A 25,407-nucleotide genomic window follows, 5' to 3' on the forward strand; every position below is an offset into this window, starting at 1 on the left:
GATGTTCAAAATACCGAAGCAGGCATACACCGCGGAGTTCAGGGCGCTCGCGGTGCAGCGAGTGAAAGACGGGCAAAGCGCGCGGGACGTCGCTCGAGAGCTGGGGATTTCACACCAGTCATTGCGCAACTGGGTCAAGGCCGATGAGGCAGGCACGCTCAACGGCCCGGGGACAAAGGTTGTCACGCTGGAGCAGATGGAACTGTCACGCTTGCGGGCCGAGAACAAGCGCCTGCAGATGGAACTTGAAATCGCAAAAAAAGCGGCGGCGTTCTTCGCGAAGGACCTCCTGTGAAGTACGCCTGGATTGATTCGCATCGCCGTCACTATCCGCTGTCGGCGCTGTGCGGGGTCCTGTCGGTCAGCCTGAATGGCTATCGGGCGTGGAAGCGCGACGGCACGCCCGGGCGCAAGCGCCTCACAGATGCACAGTTGCTCGCCCTGATCCGGTCTATCCATGCCGAGGTCAAAGGCGCCTATGGCTCCCCGCGGATGACCGAGGAGATTCGCGCACGCGGCTTTCCGGCCAGCAAGGAGCGGGTTGAGCGGCTCATGCGCGGCAATGGCATCCGGGCCCGTCACAAGCGCCGCTACCGCGTCACGACGGACTCGAAGCATAAGATGCCGGTCGCTGAGAATCTGCTGGCGCGCAACTTCACGCCGACGGCGCCGAATCAGGTCTTTACGTCGGACATCACGTACATCTGGACCGATGAAGGCTGGCTGTATCTTGCGATCGTGCTGGACCTGTTCAACCGGGAGGTCGTCGGCCGGTCGATCAAGCCGCGCATGACGGCTGACATCGTGACGGACGCGCTGACGATGGCGTGGTTCCGACGCCGGCCCGAGCCCGGCGCGCTGCATCATTCGGACAGGGGTAGCCAATACGCAAGCGATGCCTTCCAGCGCAAGCTGGTGCAATACGGCATGCGTTGCTCGATGAGCCGCAAGGGCAATTGTTGGGACAATGCGCCGACGGAGAACTTCTTCAACAGTCTGAAGAACGAACGGGTGCATGCTACGCGATACCGTACCCATCAGGAAGCGATGGCGGACTTGTTCGAATACATCGAGTGTTTTATAACCGCAGACGTCGTCATTCGTCGCTCGACTTCGTATCGCCGGATCAGTTCCTGAAAGACTGGCTCAAAGCTCAGCAGACCAAGGATGCGGCTGCATAACCACGGGCCTCTGGAAGGCGAAAAACCGAGGGAACCTCAAGAACGGGCGCATAGGCTCGCGACCGTCATGCCGAAATTTATTGTTGCTGGCCGGTCGCAATGAATTCTGCGAGCCAGGCACAAAGGTCGCTTCGAGCGATCGACGGCGTACGTATGCGGAAATCGTAATGGACCTTGCATTAATTGGAGAGTGAGACTTACGGATCGGTAACGGATTTTTTTTCTATTTTTTTAGCTCCTTTGTGACACCTCTTGGTCACGATCGCCTGCTTCCATGTCTCCTGCGTGGTTACAAGGCATTACAGCCGCACGTCCTGGGGGCGGTCTGCCGTCCCCAACCAATCCGAAGATGAACGTCTCTCAGGAGCAGAACATGCACTACATTCGACCTTTTGCTGCCGCCCGCCGCATTATTCATTGCAGCACGCTTGCACTCGTCGTGCTGTCTTTTGCGTCCGGTGCGTCCGCGCAGACCTCGGCGAAGCCGGTGGTCACGCCGGGTTTTAGCCTGGCTGTGTTCGCAACTGGCTCCGGCGGCCTCATGAGCGCACCGGACTCACTGGCAGTGCTTGATGGCCACGTTTGGGTCGGCTACGCAAACAACGGTGCACCGGATGGCTCGAATGGTGCGATGAGCTTGATTGTCGAATACGCACAGGACGGCAGTGTCTTGAAGACGTATCAAGTCACGGGACACAATGATGGCCTGAAGGTCAATCCGTACACGCGCGAGATCTGGGCGATGCAGAACGAGGATGCGAATCCGAACCTCGTCATTATCAATCCGGCGACAGGCCAGGCATCCAAGCCGTATTCCTTCGCCAGGACGCTGCACGGAGGCGGCTATGACGACATCGTGTTCAAGGACGGCCAGGCGTATTTCAGTGCGTCCAATCCCACCCTTAATGCTAGCGGCAAGAACATGGGACCCGCGATAGTCCGCGTTGTGCACCTCGACGCAAACAGTTACACGATCGACGTCACGCCGGTACTGAGAGGCTCGCTTGACGCCAGCAACATTCCATTTGGTACGGTGTCGACCCTCAACCTGACCGATCCGGATTCAATGACGCTAACGCCTGCGGGCGATGTACTGCTCGACGATCAGGGAGATGGCCAGCTAGTCCTCTTGAACGCATCGGGCGGTGAACCGCGCGTGCAATTTCTGCCACTTCTTGGCAACGTGCAGGTTGACGACACGGTATTCGCCACGGCGCGACGCGGCTACCTGCTGGTGTCCGATACGAAGGCTAACGTGGTGTACAAGATAAGCGCCAATGTCTGGCAGCGCGACGCGGCGTTCTCCGCATCAACTGGTGTGGCCGCTACGAGTAGCACGCCGGCGGTACCGGCTTACGTTGGTCAACTTGATTTGCGTAGCGGGGCACTTCTGCCGCTGGTCACCAATCTGGGCAGTCCGCACGGCATGGTCTTTGTGCCGACAGATGACCAGCAGTAAGAGCCACGCGTCGATTCCCGTATGACGTGGTCGCCGCAAGCATTTCTGCGGCGAATACGTCGCCCGTGCGTGTGTCCCCGGCGTCTGCGCGACTTGCCCGGCGGCTGATCGAACTTCCTCGGAAAACAGGGTGTCGCGGACCGCGCGGTATTGCGCCAATTGTTTGCCTGCCCCCAGCGGCGCCGGGCAGAGATACTCCTCCTGTTTTGTCAGGATTCGGCAGGAGAACATTTCTAGGCGCCGACGATATCCTGAGCGCTACAGCGGAGGGGGCAGGCGGCCGGCCCGATGTACTGCCTGCGAAACGCATGTTGCCTTCGGGTGAGAGCGAATGGGTCATATCGACCCTTCTGAGCCGTCGGCTTTATCAAGGCCCGATGGCCGAAGCTGCCGCAGAGCAGCCGCTCGATCCCTGAGTGCGTTAACACGGTCTTCACATTCCAACCGGTTCGCTGCCTCAGTTCGCAATCCTGGTTGCTTATCCTTAGCACCTTGCGGTAGCGGTTCAGGTCCTGCACGGTGTCGAACGTGCGCTCGAACAGCAGCGACATGTTGTTCCTTCTTTTCCCAGATCTCGTCGAAGCGGATCTGCTCGTCGAGCCAGTGCTCGAGCCAGTCCGGATCGGGCAGGCGGGACTGCACGGTGTCGTTCGGGAACAATGCCTTGTTCACGTGCAGGTTGGTCGGGCGCAGCGGCTTTTCCGTGCGGCGGGCCGAGGCCATCAGCACGCCGATCTTGGCGAATGCGGCGCGCGCCGTGTCGCCGAACTGGCCCGTGTACTTCTTCATGTAGCGCCGGTAGGCGCCGCAGTGGCGTGCTTCGCTCTGCGACAGCGTGTGGTAGTTGTGCTTGATCACCGGTTCCGAGTGCCATTCGGCCCCACGGCGATACCAGTGGTTCAGGCGGATCTCGTCGCAGAAATGCAGCATCAGCGTTTCCAGCGGCGGGGCCGGGTCGAACTCGAAGCGCACGGCGTGCAGTTCTTCCTCGGTCGGCACCAGGTCCGGGCGGAAACAGCGCAGGTACTCCATCAGCACCAGCGAGTGCTTCTGTTCCTCGAAGCCAGATGCTCATGAACGCCGAAATTGCGGTTGTCGAGTAGGAACATCTCCGTGGCGGGGGGGCCGACCATTCGGTGATGGCATTCATGCGGATGGTCTTCGCCTGGTCGTCAGTGAGCAGGCTGGCGTCGAAGGTTTCCAGGGGATGTCCTTGTCCATATGCCAGCGGACCGCCTCCAACGATTTGGACAGTTCGGGGTGGAGCATCGGTTCACAGGCATCCTTCCAGAGCAACGGCCGCGGCGCGAAACCGAGTTTCTCCTTCGCTGCGCGATTCGAGGCACCACTCAGCTGGGTGTGGTAGTACACCGCTTCTTCGCCAGCGGCCTCGCGGGCAACTGCGACGCTTACGCGGGCGGGGGCGGGCGCATCGACCCAGCGAGCGAATGCAGGCATCCACGTGGCGACCGGAAGCGGATCGTCATCGACCACGTTGTATACGCCGGCTTCGGCCATCAGTGACGCTACTGTTGCCGCCACGGCATCGTCGAGGTGGACGAGCGACCAGACGGCGTTGCCGTCGCCGATGATCGCCATCTCGCCTTTTCGCGCCTGCTCCGCAATGACGCCGTCGGGCCTGTACCAGGTACCGGGACCGTAGAAGAAGCCGTAGCGCGGGACCACGCCTTCCAGCGCGATCGAGCCCGTGACGCGATTTTCGTAGGCACCAATGACCTGCGCACTATCACCAATCTCGCCAGGCGCGTCGTAGCGGAGCGCGGCTGTCTCGTCGGCCAGCGAGCCCTGCGGGGCTTCGAGGTAGAAGCCACGTGATTGCAAGACATAGCGTTTGACGCCCAGCGCCTTGGCAGCGGACAGCAGATTGGCGCCGCCTTCGCGATGCAGGCGCGTATCGTTGGGCATGGACTTGACGATGTCGGCAGGATTCGCCGGAAGCCACGTGAGTTGGTCGATGACCACATCGGGCGACGCCGTCGCGATGGCATCCTTCACGGACTCCGCATGAAAGGCGTCCGCCAGGGTCACGCGGGCGCCAAGCTCGCGAAGCCTGTCGGCATCCGCGCCGGCGCGAGTCATCCCCGTTACCTCACGACCCTGCGCGCAGAGCACCCGCACCAGCGGCAGTCCAACGGCGCCGGTGCGCCTGCAACGAAAATCTTCACGATTCCTCCTAAGACTGCGTGGCGACGCAGTGCAGCGGTGACTTAACGATATGGCTCAGTGCAACGTGACGCGCCAGCCAGTGAACGGCATCGTGTCCGTTCACTGGTCGTTAAAAAAGTACCAAAGATCGGAAGAAATGGCGTACCAGCTGGCCAACGACCTGCCGGCGCTTTCGCATCAGCTCAACTTGCGGATCAGCTGATGCAAGCGATCGCAGGCCGCTGGAATCTGTTGTTCGATCGCCGGCGCAACGCCAAGCAGCAGCCCCGAGCGCTGCGTGGACTCGGAGCAGTACCAGATCGATAGCGGCGCGGGCGCGATCCCGTAGGCATAGGACTCCCGTGCGATCCGCTTGTCGTCGGCGCCATCGGCGAGCCGAACCACCACTGCCAGACCAGCCGGATAGGCGTCAAATCCCCTGGACTCGAGCGCGGTCATCAGTGCCTGGCCGCGGCCCGCGTAGATGCGTTTCATGCGACGCAAGTGCCGCATATAATGCCCGTCACGCATGAACTCGGCCATTGCCATCTGTACTGCCGGCCCCGGTGCGGAAGACAGGCACGCTGCCGCTTCATCGAAGCGGGGTACCAGGGCGGGGGGCACCACCACAAATCCCAGTCGCAGCGTCGGGCTGATGGTCTTGCTGAACGTCCCGATGTGAATGACACGCCCCGCTCGATCCTGCGACGCCAGCGCTGGCGCCGCGCGGCGTTTCAGCTGCAGCTCGCCCAGATAGTCGTCTTCGATAATCCATGCCTGCGCCCGGGCCGCCCACTCCAGTAGTTGCCGCCGGCGCGCGAGCGACAAGGTCGGACCCAACGGCGCCTGTTGCCCCGCGGTGACCAGCGCCAACGCGGCATCCGGTGCATGCGTTTCGCCGAAGCCGACGTCAATGCCTTCTTCGTCGACGGGAATCGGAACCGTCGTGATCTGGCCAATTTCCAGGGCCTTGCGACTCAGCAAATATCCGGGATTCTCGACCCATGCCTTGCGGCCTTGGGCCTGAAGCACGAGTAGCGCGATACCGAGCGCCCCCGAGAATCCTGCCGTGATGTAGATCTGCGAGGGCTGGCACTCAATGCCGCGTGACAAGGCCAAATGCGCGGCGATTTCCCGGCGGAATTCATGTTCGCCGCGCGGGTCCGGGTAGGATGCGGGCGCTTCAACTTCATCGCGTGCCGCCCGGGCGCGCAGACGTGCAAACAACGTGTTTGGAAAACAGTCCGATGCCGGCACGCCCATCTGGAACACTGCAGGGCCGGGCAGGAAGTGCTGGTATAGCGCCGACTGCAAATCCGTCTCTATCGATCGCGCCCGTTCCGCGATGGGGCTCACGGTGGGTATGTGCTCGGAGACCCTGGTCCCGCCCGCGCGCGACGAGACAATCAACTGCGCATCGGTCAGCCGCTCATAGGCGGTCTTGACGGTGCCGCGCGCCACACCAAGCTGCGCGGCAAGATCCACCCACGACGGCAGCCTGGCGCCCGGGGCCAGTACACCACTCTCGATGACGCCAGTAATCGCCAGGCGTATCTGTTCCGCAAGTGCTGTCTTGGAACCGCGGTCGAGCTTCAGATTCAGAATATTTGTCATGGTGGGTGGTGCATCAAGTTTTCGCGTTCTTGGTTCTTTTTCGTGGACCATAGCCGATGCATGATTCTAGCCACCAAGGAGCTGATCATGATAATTTCACGAACCTTACTTTCTGTTGTTGCCGCTGGCAGCCTGGCCATGTCCGGGGTTGCCGCGGCGCATGGCGCCGCTGACCATGGCGCTGGCGATATCGTCAAGCCGAACTTCTCGCACGCAATTCCAAACATTCCGGGCAAATCGGTGATCGCCGTGGAAGTCACTTACCCGCCCGGGGGCGCTTCGTTGCCTCACACCCACGCGAAGTCGGCGTTCATCTATGCGTACGTGGTCTCAGGCAGCGTCGCCAGCAAGGTGAACGACGAGCCGGAACGCGTCTACAAGGCCGGGGAGGCGTTCTTCGAGGAGCCCGGCTCGCGCCACCCGGTCAGCCGCAATGCGAGCAAGACCAAGCCGGCAAAACTGCTGGCCGTATTTGTCGTCGATTCGAACGACACAGCACTGACAACCAACGACCAGTAAGGAGCTTGAAAATGAGATTGGACTACGCCAAGGCATCGCCGGGCGGCGTGAAGGCATTTGGGGGGGTATATGGCTATGTCAGGCAGTCGGGCCTGGAAGACGTCCTCGTCGAACTGGTCTATCTGCGCGTCAGCCAGATCAACGGGTGCGCCTTTTGCCTCGACATGCATACCCGCGACCTGATCAAGAAGGGCGTCACGCCCGCGAAACTGGCGCTTGTGCAAGCCTGGCATGAAGCGGGTGCGTTGTTCAGCGATCGCGAGCGCGCCGCTCTGGCGTGGGCGGAGTCGGTCACCCGCGTGGCCGACACCCATGTACCCGACGAGGACTTCCAGCTTGCCGCGACGACGTTCAGCGAGAAGGAGCTAGCGGACCTTACGATGGCCATCAGCCTGATGAATGCCTACAACCGGCTTGCCATCAGCTTCCGCCGGCCCCCCGACTCCGCCGTGGCTGCGGAACGCTGAAGCGGTCGCCTCGTGGAATCGAGCGGAAGCGGTCAAAAGAACGCGCCTGTCCGGCGCGCTTTTCCTAAACTCGTTGCTGCGGCCGGCCTTAGCGTGCCATTAGCAGCAGCGCCGCATGGGTCAGCATGCCCACCGTCCCATCGTCGACGTCCCAGCTCTTCATCATTTCCGCGATTGACTTGGGTACTTGGTGGCGATCGCGGTGCATGGCCGTGCTGACGCGAATTGCCGACGACTCCCCATCTGAGCGAAAACCCCGTGAAGAAGCCGTACAACCGGGCCCTGAGGCTCCGGGATTGGTTAAGGTCTGGATTCGCGCTCGGCGAGCATATCGATCGGTCTGTCGCCTCGTGCAAAACGATAGACCGTAGCAACTCAAGGTGTCCGCGGTTCGTGGGTAAGATCAGTTAGCGCCTGAAGTACGTTCGAGAATGGCCACCCACGGTGGCATGGCTACGGCGATCTTGCCGGAAAAGCGCCTCCCCGTTGCTAACAGTTAGCAGCCGTATAGCTGCGCTTTTCGACGAAACTGCACTTATGCTAATCAGGCAACGCCGGGTGACCCATTTGGTCAGCAGTACCCTTCAATGATCTCGAACAATCGTTGGCACGATTTGGCAAGGTGTTGTTCGGGCGCGGTCGCAACCCCGAGCAAAAGGCCTGGCACCGTCCACGATGGATTTGCGAACCACGCGGACAAGGGTGATGGCGCGATGCCCGCAGTCATTGCCTCGCGGACGATTCGCACATCGGGGGCGCCCTCTGGGAGGCGAAGAAGCACGGCGAGGCCCGCATTTACCCATTGCGCGTCTCGGCTACACAACTCCGCTGTCAGAGCATCGCGCTGCGAGGAATAAAGACGCTTGAGCCGGCGCACACGTCGGATGTAGTGGCCCTCCCGCATAAACTCCGCAGTGGCGACTTGAATGACCGGTGACGGCGCGGGAGCGAGTGTCGCGGCCACCTCCGCGAATGCATTGACGAGGTCGGACGGGACAACAATGAAGCCAAGCCGCAGAGCAGGGCTAACAGTCTTGCTGAAGGAGCCGATGTGGATGACGTGCTTGCCTTCGCCAAGAGATGCCATGGCGGGCGCCGGCCTGCCTTCCAACTGTAGTTCTCCAAGGTAGTCATCTTCAATGACCCACGCATCGTTTGAAGCCGCCCAGTCAAGCAGTTGAAGGCGCCGTCTCAACGACAAGGTCGAGCCTAGAGGCGCTTGCTGACCAGGAGTTAAGACCGCTAACGCGGCGTCCGGCGCTGTCTTGATGCCGTAGTCGACGTTGATACCGTCTGCGTCCACCGGGATCGGCACGATATTCAAGCGAGCCAGTTCCAGCCCCTTACGGGTGAGCATGAACCCGGGCTCCTCCATCCAGACCTTCTGGCCTTCCAAACCTGGCACCCGAAGTGTCAAGCCTAAGCCAGCGCTGTATCCGGACGTCACGAAAACCTGCTCCGGATGACAGTGGAAGTTTCGCGCGATGGAGAGATTGCCTGCGATCTCTCTGCGAAGGTCGAATTCGCCTCTCGGATCAGGATAGAGCAGCGACGACAGGCCCGCTGTTTTTAGCAGATTGGAGGAGCGAGCCCGCGAAAAAAGCTTTTCCGGCAGTCCTTCAAACGCGGGAATACCGAGTTGGAAAATCGCTGGCCCGGCCTTCATCTCCTCATATGATTTCATAAACGAACTGAGCCGCGCCGCCTTTCGTTGAGCAGTGGCGACGCGAAGCCGCGGAGCGACCCGCGTTCCCCCAGCTCCAAACGTTTCTATCATCTGTGAATCATTCAAAAGCTCATAGGCAGCCTTAACGGTCCCGCGCGCGACCCCGAGCTGCGACGCAAGGTCTTTCCATGATGGCAGCCGTGTACCGGATTCGAGCAGCCCAGACTCTATTGCTCTGCTGATGCTCTCAAAAATCTGCTCTGTGAGGGGCCGTTTTGCTGTCCGGTCGAGCTGTATCTGCAAGTCTGAAGCCATAGTCTTGGTACACACGAAAATCACAATCTTGGTACTGTTTTATGCACCGTGAATAGTACAGAATCTGCCCTACCAACAGTGCTACAAACGCGAAGTCAATACGGAATGTGGCTCTTGCAGCATGCACCCGATTTTCTCTCCGTATTCGGTCGAAGCTGCGAGCGAGCTGCAAATGCGGGGCATTTTCATGCCGTGCTGGAGCCGCAAGGGCGCAGAGTGTTGCACAAATGGAAACAGCCTGCACAAAGCCTTCGTTAACCAGGCATTTAAGACGCACTTCGATCTCGGTGCCCGATGTTTCACGCGCCCGATTTCGTCTGCTGGTCAAGCAACCGCGCGACCAAAGCTGCTGCAAAATCTGCTGGAGAAAATTGTATGAATATTCTGCACATCGACTGCAGCCCTAGACTGGGATCGCATAGCCGAAAACTCTCGGCGGGAATCGTCGAAAAGATTCAAACGCTCTTGCCGGGCGTGGAGGTTCGCCGCCGGGACCTTGGGCTGGAGCCGATACCTCATCTCGGAGCCGCCTACGCCGACATACTCTCGACGCCTGCGACGTTGGCTGCTGCAGGAAGGACCGCTGGCGCTGTACTTTTCGCGGAGGAACTCATTCAGGAGGTCGAGGATTCCGATGTGATCGTCATCGGTACTCCGATGAATAACCTGACGGTTCCGTCCGTCCTGAAAGCGTGGATCGATCAGCTTATCCGAGTCGGACGCACGATGCAGTCGACGCCCGCTGGCAAGGTTGGAATGCTTCGGGACCGTCCGGTATTCGTCGGCATTGCCTCCGGCGGCGTGTTTACTGGCGAACGCGCCAACCAGCCGGATTTCCTCACACCTTATCTTTCTGCCGTACTGGCTTGCATTGGCTTCACCACCATCCACTATTTGCCGCTGCAGGCAACTGCATTTCTCGATGAGGATCAATCCGCGCAACTTCGGGCTTCTCTGATAGCCACGATTGAGCCGCTTTTGACCACTCTCGCGTGCAGCCACGTTTGAGCGTGCGGATATCTCATGCCAAATCTGCCGACGCCTTCGCAAGTCTCCGTTGTGGAGAAACTGTCGTCGACGACGATTAGTGTCCGCTGGAGTGATCCCTGCATGGGACGTTACGAGAGCCAGATCTGGACTATTGGATCGGCACCAGCGGAAGCGGTCTGTGCGCTGTCCGGTAAGGCCATACACCGTGGCGACCCGATATTTCGCCCTCGTGTGAGTCGAACGCATAAACCAGTCAACCGCCATACGGTGATTCTGGCTTCCGCAGTAGGTTGTTTTTCTGAAGAACCATCATGTTAGGGGGCACTGGATCATGAGCGCATTGCGAAAGGTCGTGGTGGTAACCGGAGCATCGCAGGGAATTGGCGCCGCCATCGTTCAGGCGTTCCGCAAGCTCGATTACGCGGTCGTCGCGACGTCCCGCTCGATACAACCCTCTGTCGACAAAGACGTTCTGACGATAGCTGGCGACATTGGTGATCCTGCTGTGGCGCAGCAAGTCATCGCCGAAGGGGTCGCGCGATTTGGACGGATCGACACGCTTGTGAACAACGCCGGCATATATATCGGCAAGCCTTTCACAGAACATAGCGCGGCGGATTACGCAGCGGTGATGAATGTGAACATGGCGGGATTCTTTCACATCACGCAACTGGCGATTGCGGAGATGCAGAAGCATTCTCGCGGCCACGTAGTGAGCGTCACTGCGAGCGTCGCCGACATCGCGTACAGCGGAGTTTCTTCGTCACTAGCGGCATTGACAAAGGGCGGTCTCAACGCCGCAACGAAGTCGCTCGCCATTGAGTATGCAAGCAAGGGAATTCGGGTGAACGCGGTAGCTCCGGGTTTGATCAGGTCGACTAAGCACAAGCCAGAAGCCCATGACGATCTCGCCGCGTTGGTTCCACTCGGATTCATGGGCGAGGTGGGCGATATCGCGGACGCGATTGTCTTTCTTGATTCAGCGTCGTTCGTCACGGGCGAGGTACTGCATGTCGACGGCGGGATGAGCGCTGGCCGATAGATTCGGTCCTGCAGTTGGCGAGGAATGAGCATCCCTTCTCGTCGAGATTTTCGGGCGCTGAAATTGTGAGTTTTGCCGTCACCTGATTTCCCCATGCCGAGGCCTTACGGAATTCTATGTCTCACGTCGACTGGTTAAGTCACCTGCTGCAATTGATCACCGTCACTGGCCGGCCTGAAGTCCGCTGCGCCTATGGAGCACCGTGGCGGGTCGAGTGGGATCAAGCGGCAACCCAAGAAATCCCGTACCACGTCGTGCTCAGGGGCAAGGCAGTCATCGAGGATCCCGAGACGGGGATGGCAAAGGAACTGGTCGCTGGAGATATTGTCTTGTTACCCCACGGCTCGGCGCACATCCTGCACGACGGGAGTGGAATTCAGCCCGGACCTACTCGCGAGCGTCAGGGTCTCGCTGGGTGGACCTTTAGCGAGAATGACGGCGTTGGCGAGCATCTCGATATGTTATGCGGTCGTTTTTTTATTGAACCGCCGCATGACCGACTGATTCGCAATTACCTTCCGACAAATCTGGTGGTGCGGACTACTAGTACCGACGATGAGTCGGGTGTCGAGTCCCTCTCGAATCCTCTCGCCAATTTTGTGAGGCTCATGCGTGATGAGTCTACGGGAGAAAAAGTGGGCGGCTACGCCGTCCTTAATTCGCTCAGTTCGGCGCTGTTCACCATCGTGCTGCGCGAGGCAAGTAAATCCGAGCAGGCCCCAACAGGCTTGTTGGCGCTGGCTGGCCACCCACGGTTGGCCCCCGCGATTTCGGCGATGTTCTCCGATCCCGCTCGCGGCTGGAACCTGCCCGAGCTGGCCGCCTTGTGCAATATGTCCCGCGCCACGTTCATGCGGCATTTCCAGGAAACGCTCGGATGCTCAGCGGTTGATTTGCTAACCGACATCCGCATGAGCCACGCTGCGAACGAGTTGAAGAAGCCGACGATGACCACAGAGGCCGTAGCCGAATCAGTTGGCTACCAATCTGTATCTTCATTCCGGCGTTTGTTCACAGAGAGGATGGGCATGACACCAGGTGAATGGCGTCGTCTCGCACGTCAGGGGCGATAGACCCCGTAATTTGTCGCTCCCGGTTCTAACCAGCATCGGACACGATCCGGCGAGGTTGACGCGGAGCGGCCGCTCTTCGTCCGTGCGTCCTTCGATGCAATCTGGACAAGGGACTTCAATCGCGCCGGCGCGATGAAGGCTACGGCGTCGCAAGATCGAGCGAACCGATGAGCCCTTGTGGAGTTTGATCCTTTTGGACACTTTATTGAGCATTTTCGCTCTCGAAATAGCCCTCGTGGGGCCTTACAGTTGAGACACCTCACCACTTGACGGCAAACACGCAGTAGAGACTGCGACGTCACGGTGAAAGCGGCGACGGTGATCCGCAATCTGCACACGAAAGTGATTTTTTGCCGCGCGATCTCGTAAGAGGCGCTTCTGTACCCAGCAGGTCCCTCCACCCAAAGGAATCATCATGAACAGCGAAACCACCCTGAACAGCGGGACGACCATGACCAACGCAGTCATCGACTGTATCGTCAGCCGTAGCGCCACGAAGTATTACGACCCGTCGGCGAAGTTGAGCGACGACCAGATCCGCGAGCTGGTGCGGATCTCCACCAGCGCACCGACGTCCTTTCATCTGCAGAACTGGCGCTTCATTGCGGTGCGCACGCCCGCAGCGAAGGCCAAGCTCTTTCCGCTTGCCTGGAGCCAGCCGGCTGTCGCTGACGCGGCAGTCACCTTCATCATCTGCGGACAGCTGGTCGACACCAGCGTGATTCCGGATCGCCTGGCTCCGCTGGTCGAAGCAGGCGTGATGCCGGCGACGATGGTGTCGGAATGGGAGACCCCGGCACGCGAACTATATATGGCATATCCGCAGCGTCGTCGCGACGAAGCCGTACGCACGGCAACGTTCGGCGCGTCGGCAATGATCTACGCTGCCCGCTCGCTGGGTATGGGGTCCACGCCGATGATCGGCTTCGACGCTGAGGCGGTTCATCGCGAATTCGGCTTGGCCGATGACGAAGTGCCCGCGCTTCTGCTCGCTGTCGGAGCCGAGCGTCAAGGCAACTGGGCGCAAAAGCCGCGCCGTCCCGTGGACGAAGTTCTCGACCTCGTCTAAGCGGGTTGCTGGAGTGTTCACTACGTACAAGGACCAGCCAGCCGCGAAAAGGGTAGTCGTAGGCAAGATGACGCTCAACTGAAGTCCTGAACGGCTTCGACCCGCGCCCGGGCACGAAGCAATCCGAGAGAAGGGTTCAAAAATGAACCGTTCTTAATAAGTAGTACGAATTAATCAGAGATCCTATCATGACCCGTACCACCATTCTTACGCCGGAACAAGTACCCGCCGAATCGAAGGCAACGCTCGATGGCTTCGCCAAGAACATCGGCTTCACGCCGAACATGATGGCTGCGTTCGCGCAAAGCCCGATCGCGTTCAACGCCTGGGCCTACCTGCTCGGCTCCCTGAGCAAGGCGCTCGATGTGAAGACGCGCGACAGCATCGGCCTGGCAGTCTCCGAAGTGAACGGTTGCAACTACTGCCTGACGGTCCACAGTTTCACCGCTGAGCATCTGGCGAAACTGCCGGCGGAAGAAATCATCCTCGCGCGCAAAGGCCACGCCGCCGATCCGAAGCGCGATGCGGCTGTCCAGTTCGCGCGCAAGGTCATCGAAACCCGTGGGAAGGTGGGCGACGCCGACCTGAACGCAGTTCGCGAAGCGGGCTACACGGATGCAAACGTGATGGAAATCGTCGCACTGGTGGCCATGTATTCCCTGACGAATTTCTTCAATAACGTGTTCGATCCGGACATGGATTTCCCCGCTGTCACGCCGGCCGGTTCGATCTGAGCTCGAGACTGCGACGCCCATGACGTTGGTAACCCCGAGAGCGACGTTCTTGGGGGCACCATTCGCGGGGACGGTCAGCCAGTTTCGTTAAATGGCTGGCCGTCCCCGATCAAGGAAAAAGATGACCCTTCAGCATCCAGTCTTCACGCGCTGGCCAGCGCAACACCCCGACCGGCTCCAGCTCTTTTCACTGCCGACTCCCAACGGCGTGAAGGTCAGCATCATGCTGGAGGAGACGGGCCTGGCGTACGAGGCCCATCGTATCGACATCCTGGCGAACGAAAACCAGGAACCTGCTTTCGTTTCTCTCAACCCGAACGGCAAGATTCCGGCGATCTTCGATCCAGACGGTCCCGGGAACCGCCCGATCGCATTGTTCGAATCAGGTGCGATCCTGCTCTATCTTGCCGACAAGACGGGGCAGCTCTTGTCCACGGACCCAGCGCTTCGCTTTGAGACGATCCAGTGGCTGATGTGGCAGATGGGTGGTGTCGGTCCCATGTTTGGACAGGTCGGCTTTTTCAACAAATTCGCCGGGAAAGCCTACGAAGACAAGCGCCCGCGCGACCGCTATGCGTCGGAAGCCGCGCGTTTGCTCGGCGTGCTCGACACTCGGCTTGCCGGACGCAACTGGGTGATGGGCGATGACTTCAGTATTGCCGACATTTCTCTGCTCGGGTGGGTTCGTAACTTGATTGGCTTTTACGAGGCGCGCGACCTTGTCGGCTTCGATCGCTTCACTCATGTCCAGCGTTGGTTCGATCGCGGTCTCGCACGCCCTGCTGTGCAGCGCGGCCTCGAGATGCCATCAGCCTGAATCAGGCCGGGCAGTTAGCCGCATAGCCTCGCTGACACGCAGAAGGAAAAGACCATGAAGATACGGAACATCATCATTGCCAGCTTCGTTGCACTAGCTGCGATGGCCGCCGACTCCGCGGAAGCTCACGACGGTGACGGACAAACCGTCACGAAGAATTTCGACGCAGCGATTCCCAACGTCCCCGGCAAATCGCTGATTGTACTGGAAGTTACGTACGCGCCCGGCGCGGCATCTGTTCCTCACACCCACGCGAAATCGGCATTCATTTACGCGTACGTGATCGAGGGCGCTGTCGAGTCCAAGGTGAATGACGGCCCAACCCGCATCTATCGAGCGGGTGAGAGCTGGTCAGAACCGCCCGGCGCTATACATTCAATCAGCCGAAACGCGAGCAAAACGCAGCCCGCGAAATTGCTTGCCGTGTTTGTCGTCGACACGGACGACAAAGCGCTGACCACGCCGCTCAGATAGCGGGAATTTTTCCGACAAACACGAATCCTGCGAGCCACTGGAGAGTTTTTCTTAATGCGCAGGAAGTCCTTTCAGACGAGTGAATCCATGATTGACATCACCGCAGACGCCGAAGCGATCATAAAAGGGGCAATACTGTCGTTCGTCGCGACGGTCAATGAGGATGGGACGCCGAATCTTTCGCCAAAGGCCTCCTTAACGGTCAGGAATGGCAAGCTCTACTTCGCCGATATCGCGTCGCCCGGGACGTTGAGGAATTTGAATGCCAACGCCGCCGTCGAGATCAACGTAGTCGACGTGTTCCTGAGGCGTGGTTACCGGTTCAGAGGAAAGGCGTTCATTTTGCCGCCTGACGGTGACGAATACTCAACGATCGCGGACTGGGTTCGTATAAGCAACGGGCCTGAATATCCAGTCGAACACGTCGTCAGGATTGATGTTACTTCGATGTCTTCATTGCTCTCCCCTGCGCACATCTTTGCCGAGCCTCCTCGAAGTCAAGATGAGATACAGAGTACGTACCGTCGGAAGTACGGTATGCGCTTAACCGGGGAATAGACTTTAAATGTCAACCTGCGGTTCGATCGAATCACGCCTTCGCGACCGGAGGAAAGAAATTGCCCATGAGACTGAAGTTAATTGTGAATGATCGTATTGCTTGATGCTGTGGTTTGGTCACGGTTGCGCTTCATCGCTTTACTGCCATAGGACTTCGGGAGAACTCTATGCAATCAGTTGAGATCAAAGCCATCGAAAATAGCGATTTCGATATGTGGCTGCCACTTTGGGAAGGCTATCAGCGGTTTTACAAGGTTGATATCCCGCATGCTGTGACGCGCAACACCTGGGAGCGCTTCGTCGACCCCAACGAACCGATGCACGCGGTGCTCGCCATGACATGCGGTCAACCTTGCGGCTTCGCGCACACGGTCTATCAAAGGTCGACCTGGACATCTGCCGACTACTGCTATCTGCAGGACCTGTTTGTTTCACCTGACGCACGTGGGCGTGGCATTGGTCGCGCACTGATCGAACATGTGTACGCGGCTGCGAAACTTCGAAAAGCTCCTCGGGTGCACTGGTTGACTCACGAAACGAACTATCCAGGCAGGCTCCTCTACGACGCCGTGGGAGAGCGCTCTGGCTTTATACAGTACCGGAAGGTGTTCAAGTGAAGCTCACTTGTCCAGCCTTTACCTGGAGACCAGCGAGGCGTTGCGAGCTGGATGGAAATAAGGGGTGGCGTCGGGTCGGATCTCCAGTGTGTCTAACGTTTCCGGGACTATTTCGGTCGAAGTTAGTCCCGTAGTCGCTATCGGAAAAGTAGAGCTGTGAATCGGTAAAAAACCCTTCAACATACTGAATCGGGAAATCTAAATGAGCATTCGTACAAATCAGTTTCGCTTTCAAATCGCAGAACGGAGCGCTGGATCTCGAGCGGGCCTCTCGTTGCTCAGGTGGGCGCTTGTCGTAATCTTTCTGTGGTTCGGTGCAATGAAGTTCACCCACTATGAAGCGACCGGAATATCGCCGTTTATCGTGAATAGCCCTATCATGGGCTGGTTGAATTCCGCGTTCGGTGTTCAAGGGGCAAGTGATGTGATTGGTTTGCTAGAGCTGTCGACGGCGGTCGCTCTAATTATTGGATCGATTCAGCCCTTTTTCTCTGCGTTGGGCGCTGCGATGTCGGCCGCTACCTATCTGATTACGCTTACCTTCATGTTGAGCACCCTTGGCGTCGCCGAAGCGACTGCAGGTGGCTTTCCTGCGATTTCGGCGTTGCCCGGCCAGTTCCTGCTTAAAGACCTCGTCCTGCTGGCTGCATCGTTGACGCTCTTGCTGGGGTCGCTCCGGACTTCGCACGGCGACGCACGGCGGTGAGTTGATGGAAAGTTAAATATCCGGACAAGCTGAGGAGATGAAGAATGGAAAGCAGAACCGCACGAAGCGCTGAGTTAGGCGACAGAATTTCTGACAAATCCTCGCATCCGGATGAGCGTACTCTCCGCGACTGGTTGGGTCCGGAGGCGTTCGAACATTGGGGCGAGCTGCGAAGCTGGATCGACGAGTTTTACCCCAATGTTTTCACGCCGGATTGGATATATGGCGGCAAGAAGCGTGGTTGGGCACTGCGCTACAAGGAGAACAGGGCGTTTTGCAGTCTGTTTCCGGCATACAGGCTGTTGTCCGTATTGGTCGTCTTAGGCCGGGCCGAAAGAGAGAAGTTTGAAGAAAGGCGTTACTTCTGGAGTCCGCCGCTGGTCAAACAGTACGACGAATCCCGGACTTATCATGACGGGAAATGGATGACAATCCCAATCCTGTCGGTGGATGACCGAGTTGAGGTGACAGAACTCATGAGGATGAAACGCCCCACGCTTACACCTTTTCGCGGGTTGTAGCTCGGTATCACATGGGCGGTGGCTGCATTGTTGCGCACCGCCTGTTTGCGCTTTCGCTCCGCACCTCATATAAATTTCTGTGGATCATCCGTCGGTGACCGGCACGCAAAGCTCACGCGGATACCTGCGTAAAAATCACCAAGGTGCACGTAAATCTGGGCTCCGGCTGAGTTGGGCCAAACCGTCGCGAGCGTTTTCTCCCGTCGTCGATTATGAAAGGCGATACGCCAGAACTTGAGATACCTACCATGCCCCAGAAGCTTGTTTCCAACCCCGGAGCCAACAGCCAAACTCGCATATGCAGCTTCCCATGCGGAGAGGTTCTCGTCGATATTCGCTATGGGGATGGTGTCACCAGACTGAGTGACCTTGACGACATCCAGACGCGTGGTGAAATCAGAATCGTGGTTCTTGATTCCATTGAGCGCGTCGACGAGCGACTGCGCGCACAGATTGGAAAGCTCAATGATGGAGATGCACTTATCGTATTCGTGGCCAACGAAGAGATGAGTTCGGCAGCTGCCAATACGCTAAAAATCAGTGCTCGTGGGTAAGTGGTGGGGCGCCTTAGGCTTTGATAGCCGGATTGAGTTGCAAAGACTCGGATGTAGCGGCGCTGTGGAACGGGGTGTCCGCACTCTGATGTTTTCCACAGCGACTCCGTACCATGCGAGCGCTATTTGCCGCCAGCGGCGCGGGGGGCGCACGAAAATAAGGCGCTGAGCCACTGCGGCAAGCGCAGGCCGGAGGAGGCGCAGCTGGTGTGCGCCTTTGGCCAGCAGGTGAGAATGTGAACAGGCGCTAGTGTCTCGCCGCCCGCATCCGCGTCGTCGTCGCGTCGACCGCGAGTATCGAATCACTCACGAGGGCCACGGAAACATCGACGGGACACGCGTGGGTAGATTCTCCTTCAGCGAGCGATGCCTCGGCGATCCGGTTCGCGTAGTACCGCAGGTCGCCGGTCAGCCCTAGTTCGGCGAGTGTCGTAGGAAGCCCGACCTGTTCGCAGAACCGGATCATCTCCTCGATTTCCTGGATCGGGCGATTTTCTAGCATGAGCAGGCATAGCGTCCAGAACGCGACGTTCTCGCCGTGCAGCATGCCGTGGGTTTCGCTTAGGGCAGTCAGTCCACCATGCATGCCGTGTGCTGCGGAGCATCCGCAGTTCTCGAAGCCGATACTGCTGAGCAGCGTATTAGCTTCGATGACGTTTTCGACTGCCGTGGTACAGAGACGGCTTCGACCGCCTGCTTTGCCTTCAGACCGTCTCGCATCAGCACATCGTGGCAGGCTCGCGCAATGGCAATACCAGCAGCTGTCGGAGGGAACCCTCCCGCGACGTAGTTGTTCGTTCGCGACTCCAGGTTCATACGTGCCTCGAACCACGTCGATAGCGCATCGCCGATTCCTGCGACGAGAAAGCGTACTGGCGCACTCGCCACAATGCTGGTGTCCACTACGACCGGATCGGGATTACGAGGCAGCCGCGTGGACCCCTCGTATACGCCCTCAGACGTATAGCGGACGGCGACAGCGCTACACGGTGCGTCCGTTGACGCAATCGTCGGAACGATGACGGTCCGCGCGTTGGCTTCGAATGCCACAATCTTGACGGTGTCTGCTGTCTTTCCCCCGCCGACGCCTACGAGAATCTGGCTTTCCTTGCCTCTGGCGATTGCGGCCACGCGCGCGATTTCTCGCCGCCGAGCTTCTCCAGATGTACCGACAGCTTGACCTTCGAGATCGCGCTGTAGTGAACTGCTGAAGCGTTCGAACAGAAACGGATCGATCAGAACGAGCACGTTGCGGCTCAATGGTGCAACGTGCTGTGAAAGGCGCGAGATCTCACCCGCGCGCTGGATATATTTTCCGGGCCCGGCATAAGCGCTGGACATGCTGGGTGTCTCCTTTGTATTTGATATGGCAGCGTCAAAAAGAATCGGCTAACCTTGAACCGAATATCCGCCGTCTACCGGAATGACCGCGCCAGTCACGAAGTCGCATTCGCTTGAACAGAGCGCCACTGCAATGCCAGCAAGGTCCTCGGGCTTGCCCCAGCGCCCCTGAGGCGTGCGGCTCAAGATGCCCGCTTCGAGGTCAGGGAAAAGCCGTTTCGCCTCGGCGGTCAGATCGCTTTCGATCCAGCCAGGCAGCAACGTGTTGACTTGAATGTTATGAGGTGCCCATTCAACAGCCCATGCTTTGCCGAGCTGCACGATTCCGCCCTTGCTGGCCGCATAGGCCGAACCGTAGGTCGTGCCGAACAGGGAGAGCATCGAGCCGATATTGATAATCTTGCCGCCACCTGCGCGCGTGAACGCACCATGAATAGCCTGAGCGCAGAAATGCGCGCCGCTCAGGTTCGTATCGACAATCTGGTGCCATTCCTCGGAGCCTAGCTCGTGCCCTTGCTTGCGGATATTCATGCCAGCGTTGTTTACAAGGATATTTAGACAACCGAAATGCTGCTCGGCCTGCTCGATTGCCTTAGTGCACTCACCCTGATTCGTGATGTCGGCTTGAATGAAATGGCCGTTTGCACTACCGCCTGACAGCGATTCAATTGCAGCACGGCCCTTCCATCGATCGCGACCAATCAGCACAACACGCGCACCAGCCGCAACCATGCCGCGAGCGATGCCGAGCCCAATGCCGCTCGCTCCACCCGTAATGACCGCCACCTTTCCTGAAAGGTCGAACATTGTTGTCTCCTTCTTAAGTTTGAGATACGAACCGGGAATGAGGATAGCCGAGCAGGATTCGGTACGGTGCAGGGAGCCTGCACGACATTTTTCGTTGGCGAGCATTCATAAAACGCATGCTTGGCGACGTGCAAATTTGCGATTGAATCGCCTCGGGAGTTCCGGGGACTGTTTTGCTCGAGTCATGCTACGGAGGCAGACCCATTGAATTTCGCATAATCGGCTTTTGCCTCGTCAGGCGTATCGTTCCCGACCAGTCCGAATGCGCGGCGATGCAACAATGAACGTCGTAACGCTCTACGGATATTTCGTGGCGCCGATTTGCGAACCCGGCATTGTGTTGCCGAGCGAGTGTCTACCTCAGATCTTGGCCGACGACTCTTCGCGTGCGTATGTTCGCTGCCGCTTCGCCCGCTCACCACGGAAGACTAGTGAGAGTTAGCCGTCCTGTACGAACTCACCGTGCGCTTCATGAGCAACTCGTGCTTTCCGATCGGACGAGTGTCGGGCCTTGTGGGATATGCGAATCAGGGGACGTTCACGAACTGGTTCGTCGGGCGTTTCGGCATGACGCCGCGCGCCTGGCGCAATAACCGCATGGGATGGTTGTGCTGATCATCAGGTAATTTTTTGGGAAGCGGTAGCAAGTGTCCGTTACTTGGGCCGGTGCCGCCGTTCGAATGTCCGCGCGGAACCGACGCCCAGTGTCCGTTCATGGCCGACTACTGCCGGATGCGGTCGGCGCGAATGCGCTCCACAAGGGAGACTCGATTGCGTGCGGCTCATCGCCATTGCGCTTCGAAGACTTCACGACGTCACGGTCACGGAGCACTACACAACGCCATCGAAGGCGGGCGCGTTTCCGCGGTGACAGGTTTCCTGCGGTTTTAGACACTGGACTGAAAATGCGGGTTATCAGTCCAGCACGGTATCGCGCTCGGCCGGCCAGCGGTGGCATAGGTACTAGAGCGGGACGCGATTTCGGTTGTGCGTGAGGAAAGCTCTAAACGGACCCATACCCGCCTCCGCCGGGCGTTTCGATGACGAACACATCACCCGCCGCCATTTGCGCGCCGCCCACGTGCGCGATCGGCACGATCGACCCGTCGGCCCGCTCGACATAGTTGCGCCCCAGCGCGCCCGCGCGTCCTCCTGCTGCGCCGAACGGCGCATACACACGGTTGTTCGAGAGAATCGACGCGGTCATCGGCTCAAGGAAGCGGATTCGCCGGATCGCGCCGTTGCCGCCGCGCCAGCGCCCGTCGCCGCCCGACTCGCCGCGGATGCGATGCGATTCGAGCCGCACCGGATAGCGCCATTCGAGCACTTCGGGGTCGGTGAGCCGGGAGTTCGTCATGTGCGTCTGTACCGCGTCCACGCCCGCGTATCCCGGTCCGGCGCCGCTGCCTCCCGCAATTGTCTCGTAGTACTGGTAAAGTGTATTGCCGAAGGTGAAGTTGTTCATCGTCCCCTGGCTCGACGCGACGCGGCCCAGCGCGCCGTAGAGCGCGTTCGTGATTGCCGACGACGTCTCCACGTTCCCCGATACCACTGCAGCCGGATACACCGGATTGAGCATCGATCCTTCCGGCACGATCACCGTGAGCGGCTTCAGGCATCCGGCATTGAGGGGAATGTCGTCGCCAACGAGCGTGCGGAACACATACAGCACCGCCGCCATGCACACGGCCTTCGGTGCATTGAAGTTGTTCGGCAGCTGCGCCGACGTGCCGCTGAAGTCGATCTCGGCACGCCGCGCAGCGGCATCAACGCGGATTGCCACTTCGATCGCTGCGCCGTTGTCGAGCGCGTAGCGATAGTGCCCGTCCGCGAGCGCGCCTATCACGCGCCGCACGGCTTCCTCGGCGTTGTCCTGCACGTGACCCATGTAGGAGAGCACGACGCTCTCACCGAACTGCGCGACCATGCGGCGCAATTCGTCCACGCCCTTCTGGTTCGCGGCCACCTGGGCGCGCAGGTCCGCCATGTTCTGCTCGACGTTGCGCGCGGGATAGCGCCCCGACCCGAGCAGCGCGCGCGTCTCGCGCTCGCGCAGCACGCCGCCCGAAACGAGCTGCCAGTTGTCGATCAGCACGCCTTCTTCGTCGATATGCGACGAGTCGGGCGGCATCGATCCCGGCGTGATGCCGCCAATGTCCGCATGGTGGCCGCGCGAGCCCACGTAAAAGAGCGGCTCGGCAGATGCGTTGGCGAACACGGGTGTGATGACCGTCACGTCCGGAAGATGCGTGCCGCCGTGATACGGATCGTTGAGCATGAACACGTCGCCGTCGCGCATCCGGCCGCGATTGCGCTCGATCACGGTGCGAATGCTCTCGCCCATCGACCCGAGGTGGACAGGCATGTGCGGTGCGTTCGCGATCAGGTTGCCGCCTGCGTCGAAGATTGCGCACGAGAAGTCGAGCCGCTCCTTGATGTTTACGGAGTACGCCGTGTTCTGCAACCGCATCCCCATCTGTTCGGCGATCGACATAAAGAGGTTGTTGAAAATCTCGAGCCGTACCGGGTCGGCCTCGGTGCCCAGCGAGCGGCGCGTGGGCAGCGGAACCACGCGCGTCAGCACGAGGTTGCCCGCGTCGGTCAGCTCACCGCGCCAGCCGGGCTCGATCACGGTCGTGCCGTTCTTCTCCGCGACGATCGCAGGGCCGTCCAGCGTGTCGCCAGCGAGCAGCGCATCGCGCGCATAGAGCGGCGCATCGTGCCACTGGCCGCCCGAGTAGAAGCGCACCTGCGCATCGATGCGCGGGCCGCCGTTCGTACGGCTCGCGAGCGGCGCGACATCGACAGGCGCATCCGAGCGGCCGATCGCCTCGACCGACGCAAGCTCGATGACAAGCGGCGTGCTTTCCATCAGGAAGGCGTAGCGCTGGCGATAGGCCTGCTCGAACGCCTGCCGCATGGCGTCGAGGCTACTGGCCGGGACTGCGATCGCCGAGTCGGTGCCGCGATAGCGCAAGTGCACGCGGCGCACGGTGTCGATGCGCGCAGCCGGCACGCCGTGTTCGCGCAGTACGCCGACTGCCTGGTCGGCGAGCGCGTCGAGCGCGTCGTTCAGGCTGGCGAGCGAGGCCGGATCGAGTTCCTCTTCGATGGCGCGCTCCCGCATCGCGGTCTGGTCGGCGAGGCCCATGCCGTAGGCGGAGAGCACGCCAGCGAGAGGATGCGCGAATACGCGCGTCATGCCGAGCGCGTCGGCGACGCCGCAAGCATGCTGGCCGCCTGCGCCGCCGAAGGTCGTGAGCACGTAACGCGAGACGTCGTGGCCACGCTGCACGGAGATCTTCTTGATGGCGTTCGCCATACTGCCGATCGCGATCTCGAGAAAGCCTTCGGCGAGATCCTCGGGCGTTTGCCGACGGCCCGTCTTCGTATGGATCTCGTCGGCCAGCGCCGCGAAGCGCGCGGCCACGGTGTCGCGATCGAGGGGCGCGTCCGCATGCGGGCCGAACACGCGCGGGAAGTAGTCGGGCTGGATCTTGCCGAGCATCACGTTGCAGTCGGTGACGGCAAGCGGGCCACCGCGACGGTACGACGCCGGGCCCGGGTTGGCACCGGCCGATTCGGGGCCGACGCGCAGCCGGCTGCCGTCGAAGCTCAGCACCGAGCCGCCGCCGGCCGCGACCGTATGGATGCTCATCATCGGCGCGCGCATGCGCACGCCGGCCACCTGCGTCTCGAACACGCGCTCGAACTCGCCGTTGTAGTGCGATACGTCGGTCGACGTGCCGCCCATGTCGAAGCCGATCACGTGATCGAAGCCCGCCGCCTGCGCGGCGCGCACCATGCCGACGATGCCGCCCGCAGGACCGGAGAGAATGGCGTCCTTGCCCTGGAACGAATCGGCGCGCGTCATGCCGCCGCTGCTCTGCATGAACTGCAGGTTCACGCCGGGCATCTCGGCCGCGACCTGCTCGACGTAGCGGCGCAGGATCGGCGAGAGGTAGGCATCGACGACCGTGGTGTCGCCGCGCGATACCATCTTCATCAACGGCGACACTTCATGCGACGCGGAGACCTGGTTGAAACCGATGTGTCGCGCGAGTGCGGCGAGTGCGCGCTCGTGATCGGTATAGCGGTAGCCGTGGATCAGCACGATCGCGAGCGAGCGGATGCCACTCGCGTAGACCGCTTCGAGTGCGGCATGCGCGCGTTCGAGATCGATGGCCTCGACCACTTCGCCATGGGCGCTCACGCGCTCGTCGACTTCGACGACCTGCTCGTAGAGCGCCTCCGGAAGCACGATGTCGAGATCGAAGAGGCGAGGACGGTTCTGGTAAGCGATGCGCAGCACGTCGCGAAAGCCGCGTGTCGTAATGAGCGCGGTGGGCGCGCCCTTACGTTCGAGTAGCGCATTCGTGGCGACCGTGGTGCCCATCTTCACCATCTCGACCAGGGCCGGCGTGACCGGCTCTCCAGGTGCGAGGCCGAGCAGGTGGCGGATGCCGGCGACGGCGGCGTCGCGGTACTGCTCCGGGTTCTCGGAAAGCAGCTTGTGCGTGGTGAGCGTGCCGTCGGGGCGGCGAGCGACGATGTCGGTGAAGGTGCCGCCACGGTCGATCCAGAATTGCCAGCGCGGCGTTGCGGGGGCGGCATGCGAGTGAGGTTCGGACATGATGGTCGAATCAGATGAGAAGGCAAAGAAGGACAACAGCGGGGATGGTCGAGAGCGGGATCGCGCGTCGAAGCAGGTGGCGCG

The 25,407-nt window shown here is 60.0% G+C and carries 23 protein-coding genes and 3 pseudogenes; 18 read left to right on the top strand and 8 right to left on the bottom strand.

The features are described 5' to 3' along the window. The first annotated feature begins 1 nt into the window (after position 1). Together AB4Y44_RS10850 and AB4Y44_RS10855 are read left to right on the top strand one after the other, a co-directional pair. Positions 2-1,181, top strand: a pseudogene (locus AB4Y44_RS10850) (IS3 family transposase). A 373-nt stretch (positions 1,182-1,554) separates the two neighbouring features. Then, positions 1,555-2,640 (top strand): hypothetical protein, encoded by a 1,086-nt coding sequence (locus tag AB4Y44_RS10855; RefSeq protein WP_368699503.1) that lies wholly within the window; start codon positions 1,555-1,557, stop codon positions 2,638-2,640. Between the two features lie 491 nt (positions 2,641-3,131). Here the strand turns inward: AB4Y44_RS10855 and AB4Y44_RS10860 are convergent. The 3 genes and pseudogenes from AB4Y44_RS10860 to AB4Y44_RS10870 all read right to left on the bottom strand — a co-directional run. Continuing rightward, positions 3,132-3,909: pseudogene (locus AB4Y44_RS10860) on the bottom strand (ferritin-like domain-containing protein); the annotation flags it as partial. A gap of 237 nt (positions 3,910-4,146) precedes the next feature. Then, positions 4,147-4,878: pseudogene (locus tag AB4Y44_RS10865) on the bottom strand (NAD-dependent epimerase/dehydratase family protein); the annotation flags it as partial. Between the two features lie 126 nt (positions 4,879-5,004). Next, positions 5,005-6,420 (bottom strand): PLP-dependent aminotransferase family protein, encoded by a 1,416-nt coding sequence (locus AB4Y44_RS10870; RefSeq protein WP_368699504.1) that lies wholly within the window; start codon positions 6,418-6,420, stop codon positions 5,005-5,007. 60 nt (positions 6,421-6,480) lie between these two features. On the opposite strand from AB4Y44_RS10870, the gene AB4Y44_RS10875 reads away from it, so the two are divergent. After that, complete coding sequence (locus AB4Y44_RS10875) at positions 6,481-6,939, top strand: cupin domain-containing protein (RefSeq protein ID WP_368699505.1); 459 nt, start codon at positions 6,481-6,483, stop codon at positions 6,937-6,939. Positions 6,940-6,944: 5 nt separating this feature from the next. Further along, positions 6,945-7,406 (top strand): carboxymuconolactone decarboxylase family protein, encoded by a 462-nt coding sequence (locus tag AB4Y44_RS10880; protein ID WP_218108684.1) that lies wholly within the window; start codon positions 6,945-6,947, stop codon positions 7,404-7,406. Between the two features lie 571 nt (positions 7,407-7,977). On the opposite strand, the gene AB4Y44_RS10885 is transcribed toward AB4Y44_RS10880, so the two are convergent. After that, positions 7,978-9,375 (bottom strand): PLP-dependent aminotransferase family protein, encoded by a 1,398-nt coding sequence (locus AB4Y44_RS10885; RefSeq protein ID WP_368699506.1) that lies wholly within the window; start codon positions 9,373-9,375, stop codon positions 7,978-7,980. 133 nt (positions 9,376-9,508) lie between these two features. Between AB4Y44_RS10885 and AB4Y44_RS10890 the strand changes: the two genes are divergently transcribed. From AB4Y44_RS10890 to AB4Y44_RS10955, 14 genes are all read left to right on the top strand, one after another. After that, complete coding sequence (locus tag AB4Y44_RS10890; RefSeq protein ID WP_368699507.1) at positions 9,509-9,766, top strand: hypothetical protein; 258 nt, start codon at positions 9,509-9,511, stop codon at positions 9,764-9,766. Beyond that, positions 9,763-10,395, top strand: coding sequence for an NAD(P)H-dependent oxidoreductase (locus AB4Y44_RS10895; RefSeq protein ID WP_342923968.1), 633 nt, complete (start codon positions 9,763-9,765; stop codon positions 10,393-10,395). The genes AB4Y44_RS10890 and AB4Y44_RS10895 overlap by 4 nt, the downstream gene beginning before the upstream one ends. A 15-nt stretch (positions 10,396-10,410) precedes the next feature. Then, positions 10,411-10,695: a DUF3331 domain-containing protein gene (locus AB4Y44_RS10900; RefSeq protein WP_342923969.1), complete on the top strand. Its 285-nt coding sequence runs from the start codon at positions 10,411-10,413 to the stop codon at positions 10,693-10,695. Between the two features lie 13 nt (positions 10,696-10,708). Beyond that, positions 10,709-11,419: an SDR family NAD(P)-dependent oxidoreductase gene (locus AB4Y44_RS10905; RefSeq protein ID WP_368699508.1), complete on the top strand. Its 711-nt coding sequence runs from the start codon at positions 10,709-10,711 to the stop codon at positions 11,417-11,419. A gap of 116 nt (positions 11,420-11,535) precedes the next feature. Further along, complete coding sequence (locus AB4Y44_RS10910; RefSeq protein ID WP_342923971.1) at positions 11,536-12,492, top strand: AraC family transcriptional regulator; 957 nt, start codon at positions 11,536-11,538, stop codon at positions 12,490-12,492. A gap of 451 nt (positions 12,493-12,943) precedes the next feature. Then, entirely contained in the window at positions 12,944-13,561 is a 618-nt protein-coding gene (locus tag AB4Y44_RS10915; protein WP_342924053.1) for a nitroreductase family protein, read from the top strand. A gap of 188 nt (positions 13,562-13,749) precedes the next feature. Continuing rightward, positions 13,750-14,295, top strand: a complete 546-nt coding sequence (locus AB4Y44_RS10920; RefSeq protein WP_266233118.1) for a carboxymuconolactone decarboxylase family protein — start codon at positions 13,750-13,752, stop codon at positions 14,293-14,295. A gap of 121 nt (positions 14,296-14,416) precedes the next feature. After that, the gene (locus AB4Y44_RS10925; protein ID WP_368691651.1) at positions 14,417-15,112 is read left to right on the top strand and encodes a glutathione S-transferase C-terminal domain-containing protein; all 696 of its coding nucleotides are present in this window, start codon (positions 14,417-14,419) and stop codon (positions 15,110-15,112) included. A 54-nt stretch (positions 15,113-15,166) separates the two neighbouring features. Further along, positions 15,167-15,586: a cupin domain-containing protein gene (locus AB4Y44_RS10930; RefSeq protein WP_342923973.1), complete on the top strand. Its 420-nt coding sequence runs from the start codon at positions 15,167-15,169 to the stop codon at positions 15,584-15,586. An 87-nt stretch (positions 15,587-15,673) separates the two neighbouring features. Then, entirely contained in the window at positions 15,674-16,144 is a 471-nt protein-coding gene (locus AB4Y44_RS10935; protein ID WP_368699509.1) for a pyridoxamine 5'-phosphate oxidase family protein, read from the top strand. A gap of 167 nt (positions 16,145-16,311) precedes the next feature. Next, positions 16,312-16,761, top strand: a complete 450-nt coding sequence (locus AB4Y44_RS10940) for a GNAT family N-acetyltransferase (protein WP_342923974.1) — start codon at positions 16,312-16,314, stop codon at positions 16,759-16,761. A 202-nt stretch (positions 16,762-16,963) separates the two neighbouring features. Beyond that, positions 16,964-17,467 (top strand): YkgB family protein, encoded by a 504-nt coding sequence (locus AB4Y44_RS10945; protein WP_368699510.1) that lies wholly within the window; start codon positions 16,964-16,966, stop codon positions 17,465-17,467. 44 nt (positions 17,468-17,511) lie between these two features. After that, complete coding sequence (locus AB4Y44_RS10950) at positions 17,512-17,988, top strand: DUF3788 domain-containing protein (protein WP_342923976.1); 477 nt, start codon at positions 17,512-17,514, stop codon at positions 17,986-17,988. A gap of 248 nt (positions 17,989-18,236) precedes the next feature. After that, positions 18,237-18,542 carry a hypothetical protein gene (locus tag AB4Y44_RS10955; RefSeq protein ID WP_342923977.1) on the top strand — a complete coding sequence of 102 codons (306 nt, stop codon included), beginning with the start codon at positions 18,237-18,239 and terminating at the stop codon, positions 18,540-18,542. A 247-nt stretch (positions 18,543-18,789) separates the two neighbouring features. On the opposite strand, the gene AB4Y44_RS10960 is transcribed toward AB4Y44_RS10955, so the two are convergent. The 4 genes from AB4Y44_RS10960 to AB4Y44_RS10975 form a co-directional block, all read right to left on the bottom strand. Beyond that, entirely contained in the window at positions 18,790-19,194 is a 405-nt protein-coding gene (locus AB4Y44_RS10960) for an iron-containing alcohol dehydrogenase (RefSeq protein WP_368699578.1), read from the bottom strand. After that, entirely contained in the window at positions 19,113-19,883 is a 771-nt protein-coding gene (locus AB4Y44_RS10965) for an iron-containing alcohol dehydrogenase (protein WP_368699511.1), read from the bottom strand. The genes AB4Y44_RS10960 and AB4Y44_RS10965 overlap by 82 nt, the downstream gene beginning before the upstream one ends. 48 nt (positions 19,884-19,931) lie before the next feature. Further along, on the bottom strand, positions 19,932-20,795 hold the full coding sequence (locus tag AB4Y44_RS10970) for an SDR family NAD(P)-dependent oxidoreductase (protein ID WP_368699512.1): 864 nt from the start codon (positions 20,793-20,795) through the stop codon (positions 19,932-19,934). Between the two features lie 898 nt (positions 20,796-21,693). Further along, a complete protein-coding gene (locus tag AB4Y44_RS10975; RefSeq protein ID WP_368699513.1) occupies positions 21,694-25,323 on the bottom strand; it encodes a hydantoinase B/oxoprolinase family protein in 3,630 nt (1,209 codons plus the stop codon). Positions 25,324-25,407: the final 84 nt, after the last annotated feature.

This window comes from Paraburkholderia sp. BR10937 (assembly GCF_040965695.1).
In the GTDB taxonomy this organism is placed as follows: Bacteria; Pseudomonadota; Gammaproteobacteria; order Burkholderiales; family Burkholderiaceae; genus Paraburkholderia.

Bases quoted from the DNA above. Each gene is read 5' to 3' on its own strand.
- AB4Y44_RS10900 (WP_342923969.1), top strand. From the start codon at position 10,411: ATGCCAAATCTGCCGACGCCTTCGCAAGTCTCCGTTGTGGAGAAACTG.
- AB4Y44_RS10955 (WP_342923977.1), top strand. From the start codon at position 18,237: ATGCCCCAGAAGCTTGTTTCCAACCCCGGAGCCAACAGCCAAACTCGC.
- AB4Y44_RS10890 (WP_368699507.1), top strand. From the start codon at position 9,509: ATGCACCCGATTTTCTCTCCGTATTCGGTCGAAGCTGCGAGCGAGCTG.
- AB4Y44_RS10905 (WP_368699508.1), top strand. From the start codon at position 10,709: ATGAGCGCATTGCGAAAGGTCGTGGTGGTAACCGGAGCATCGCAGGGA.
- AB4Y44_RS10895 (WP_342923968.1), top strand. From the start codon at position 9,763: ATGAATATTCTGCACATCGACTGCAGCCCTAGACTGGGATCGCATAGC.
- AB4Y44_RS10970 (WP_368699512.1), bottom strand. From the start codon at position 20,795: ATGCTCGCCAACGAAAAATGTCGTGCAGGCTCCCTGCACCGTACCGAA.
- AB4Y44_RS10975 (WP_368699513.1), bottom strand. From the start codon at position 25,323: ATGTCCGAACCTCACTCGCATGCCGCCCCCGCAACGCCGCGCTGGCAA.
- AB4Y44_RS10915 (WP_342924053.1), top strand. From the start codon at position 12,944: ATGACCAACGCAGTCATCGACTGTATCGTCAGCCGTAGCGCCACGAAG.
- AB4Y44_RS10875 (WP_368699505.1), top strand. From the start codon at position 6,481: ATGATTCTAGCCACCAAGGAGCTGATCATGATAATTTCACGAACCTTA.
- AB4Y44_RS10930 (WP_342923973.1), top strand. From the start codon at position 15,167: ATGAAGATACGGAACATCATCATTGCCAGCTTCGTTGCACTAGCTGCG.
- AB4Y44_RS10870 (WP_368699504.1), bottom strand. From the start codon at position 6,420: ATGACAAATATTCTGAATCTGAAGCTCGACCGCGGTTCCAAGACAGCA.
- AB4Y44_RS10920 (WP_266233118.1), top strand. From the start codon at position 13,750: ATGACCCGTACCACCATTCTTACGCCGGAACAAGTACCCGCCGAATCG.
- AB4Y44_RS10925 (WP_368691651.1), top strand. From the start codon at position 14,417: ATGACCCTTCAGCATCCAGTCTTCACGCGCTGGCCAGCGCAACACCCC.
- AB4Y44_RS10910 (WP_342923971.1), top strand. From the start codon at position 11,536: ATGTCTCACGTCGACTGGTTAAGTCACCTGCTGCAATTGATCACCGTC.
- AB4Y44_RS10940 (WP_342923974.1), top strand. From the start codon at position 16,312: ATGCAATCAGTTGAGATCAAAGCCATCGAAAATAGCGATTTCGATATG.
- AB4Y44_RS10855 (WP_368699503.1), top strand. From the start codon at position 1,555: ATGCACTACATTCGACCTTTTGCTGCCGCCCGCCGCATTATTCATTGC.
- AB4Y44_RS10950 (WP_342923976.1), top strand. From the start codon at position 17,512: ATGGAAAGCAGAACCGCACGAAGCGCTGAGTTAGGCGACAGAATTTCT.
- AB4Y44_RS10945 (WP_368699510.1), top strand. From the start codon at position 16,964: ATGAGCATTCGTACAAATCAGTTTCGCTTTCAAATCGCAGAACGGAGC.
- AB4Y44_RS10965 (WP_368699511.1), bottom strand. From the start codon at position 19,883: ATGTCCAGCGCTTATGCCGGGCCCGGAAAATATATCCAGCGCGCGGGT.
- AB4Y44_RS10935 (WP_368699509.1), top strand. From the start codon at position 15,674: ATGATTGACATCACCGCAGACGCCGAAGCGATCATAAAAGGGGCAATA.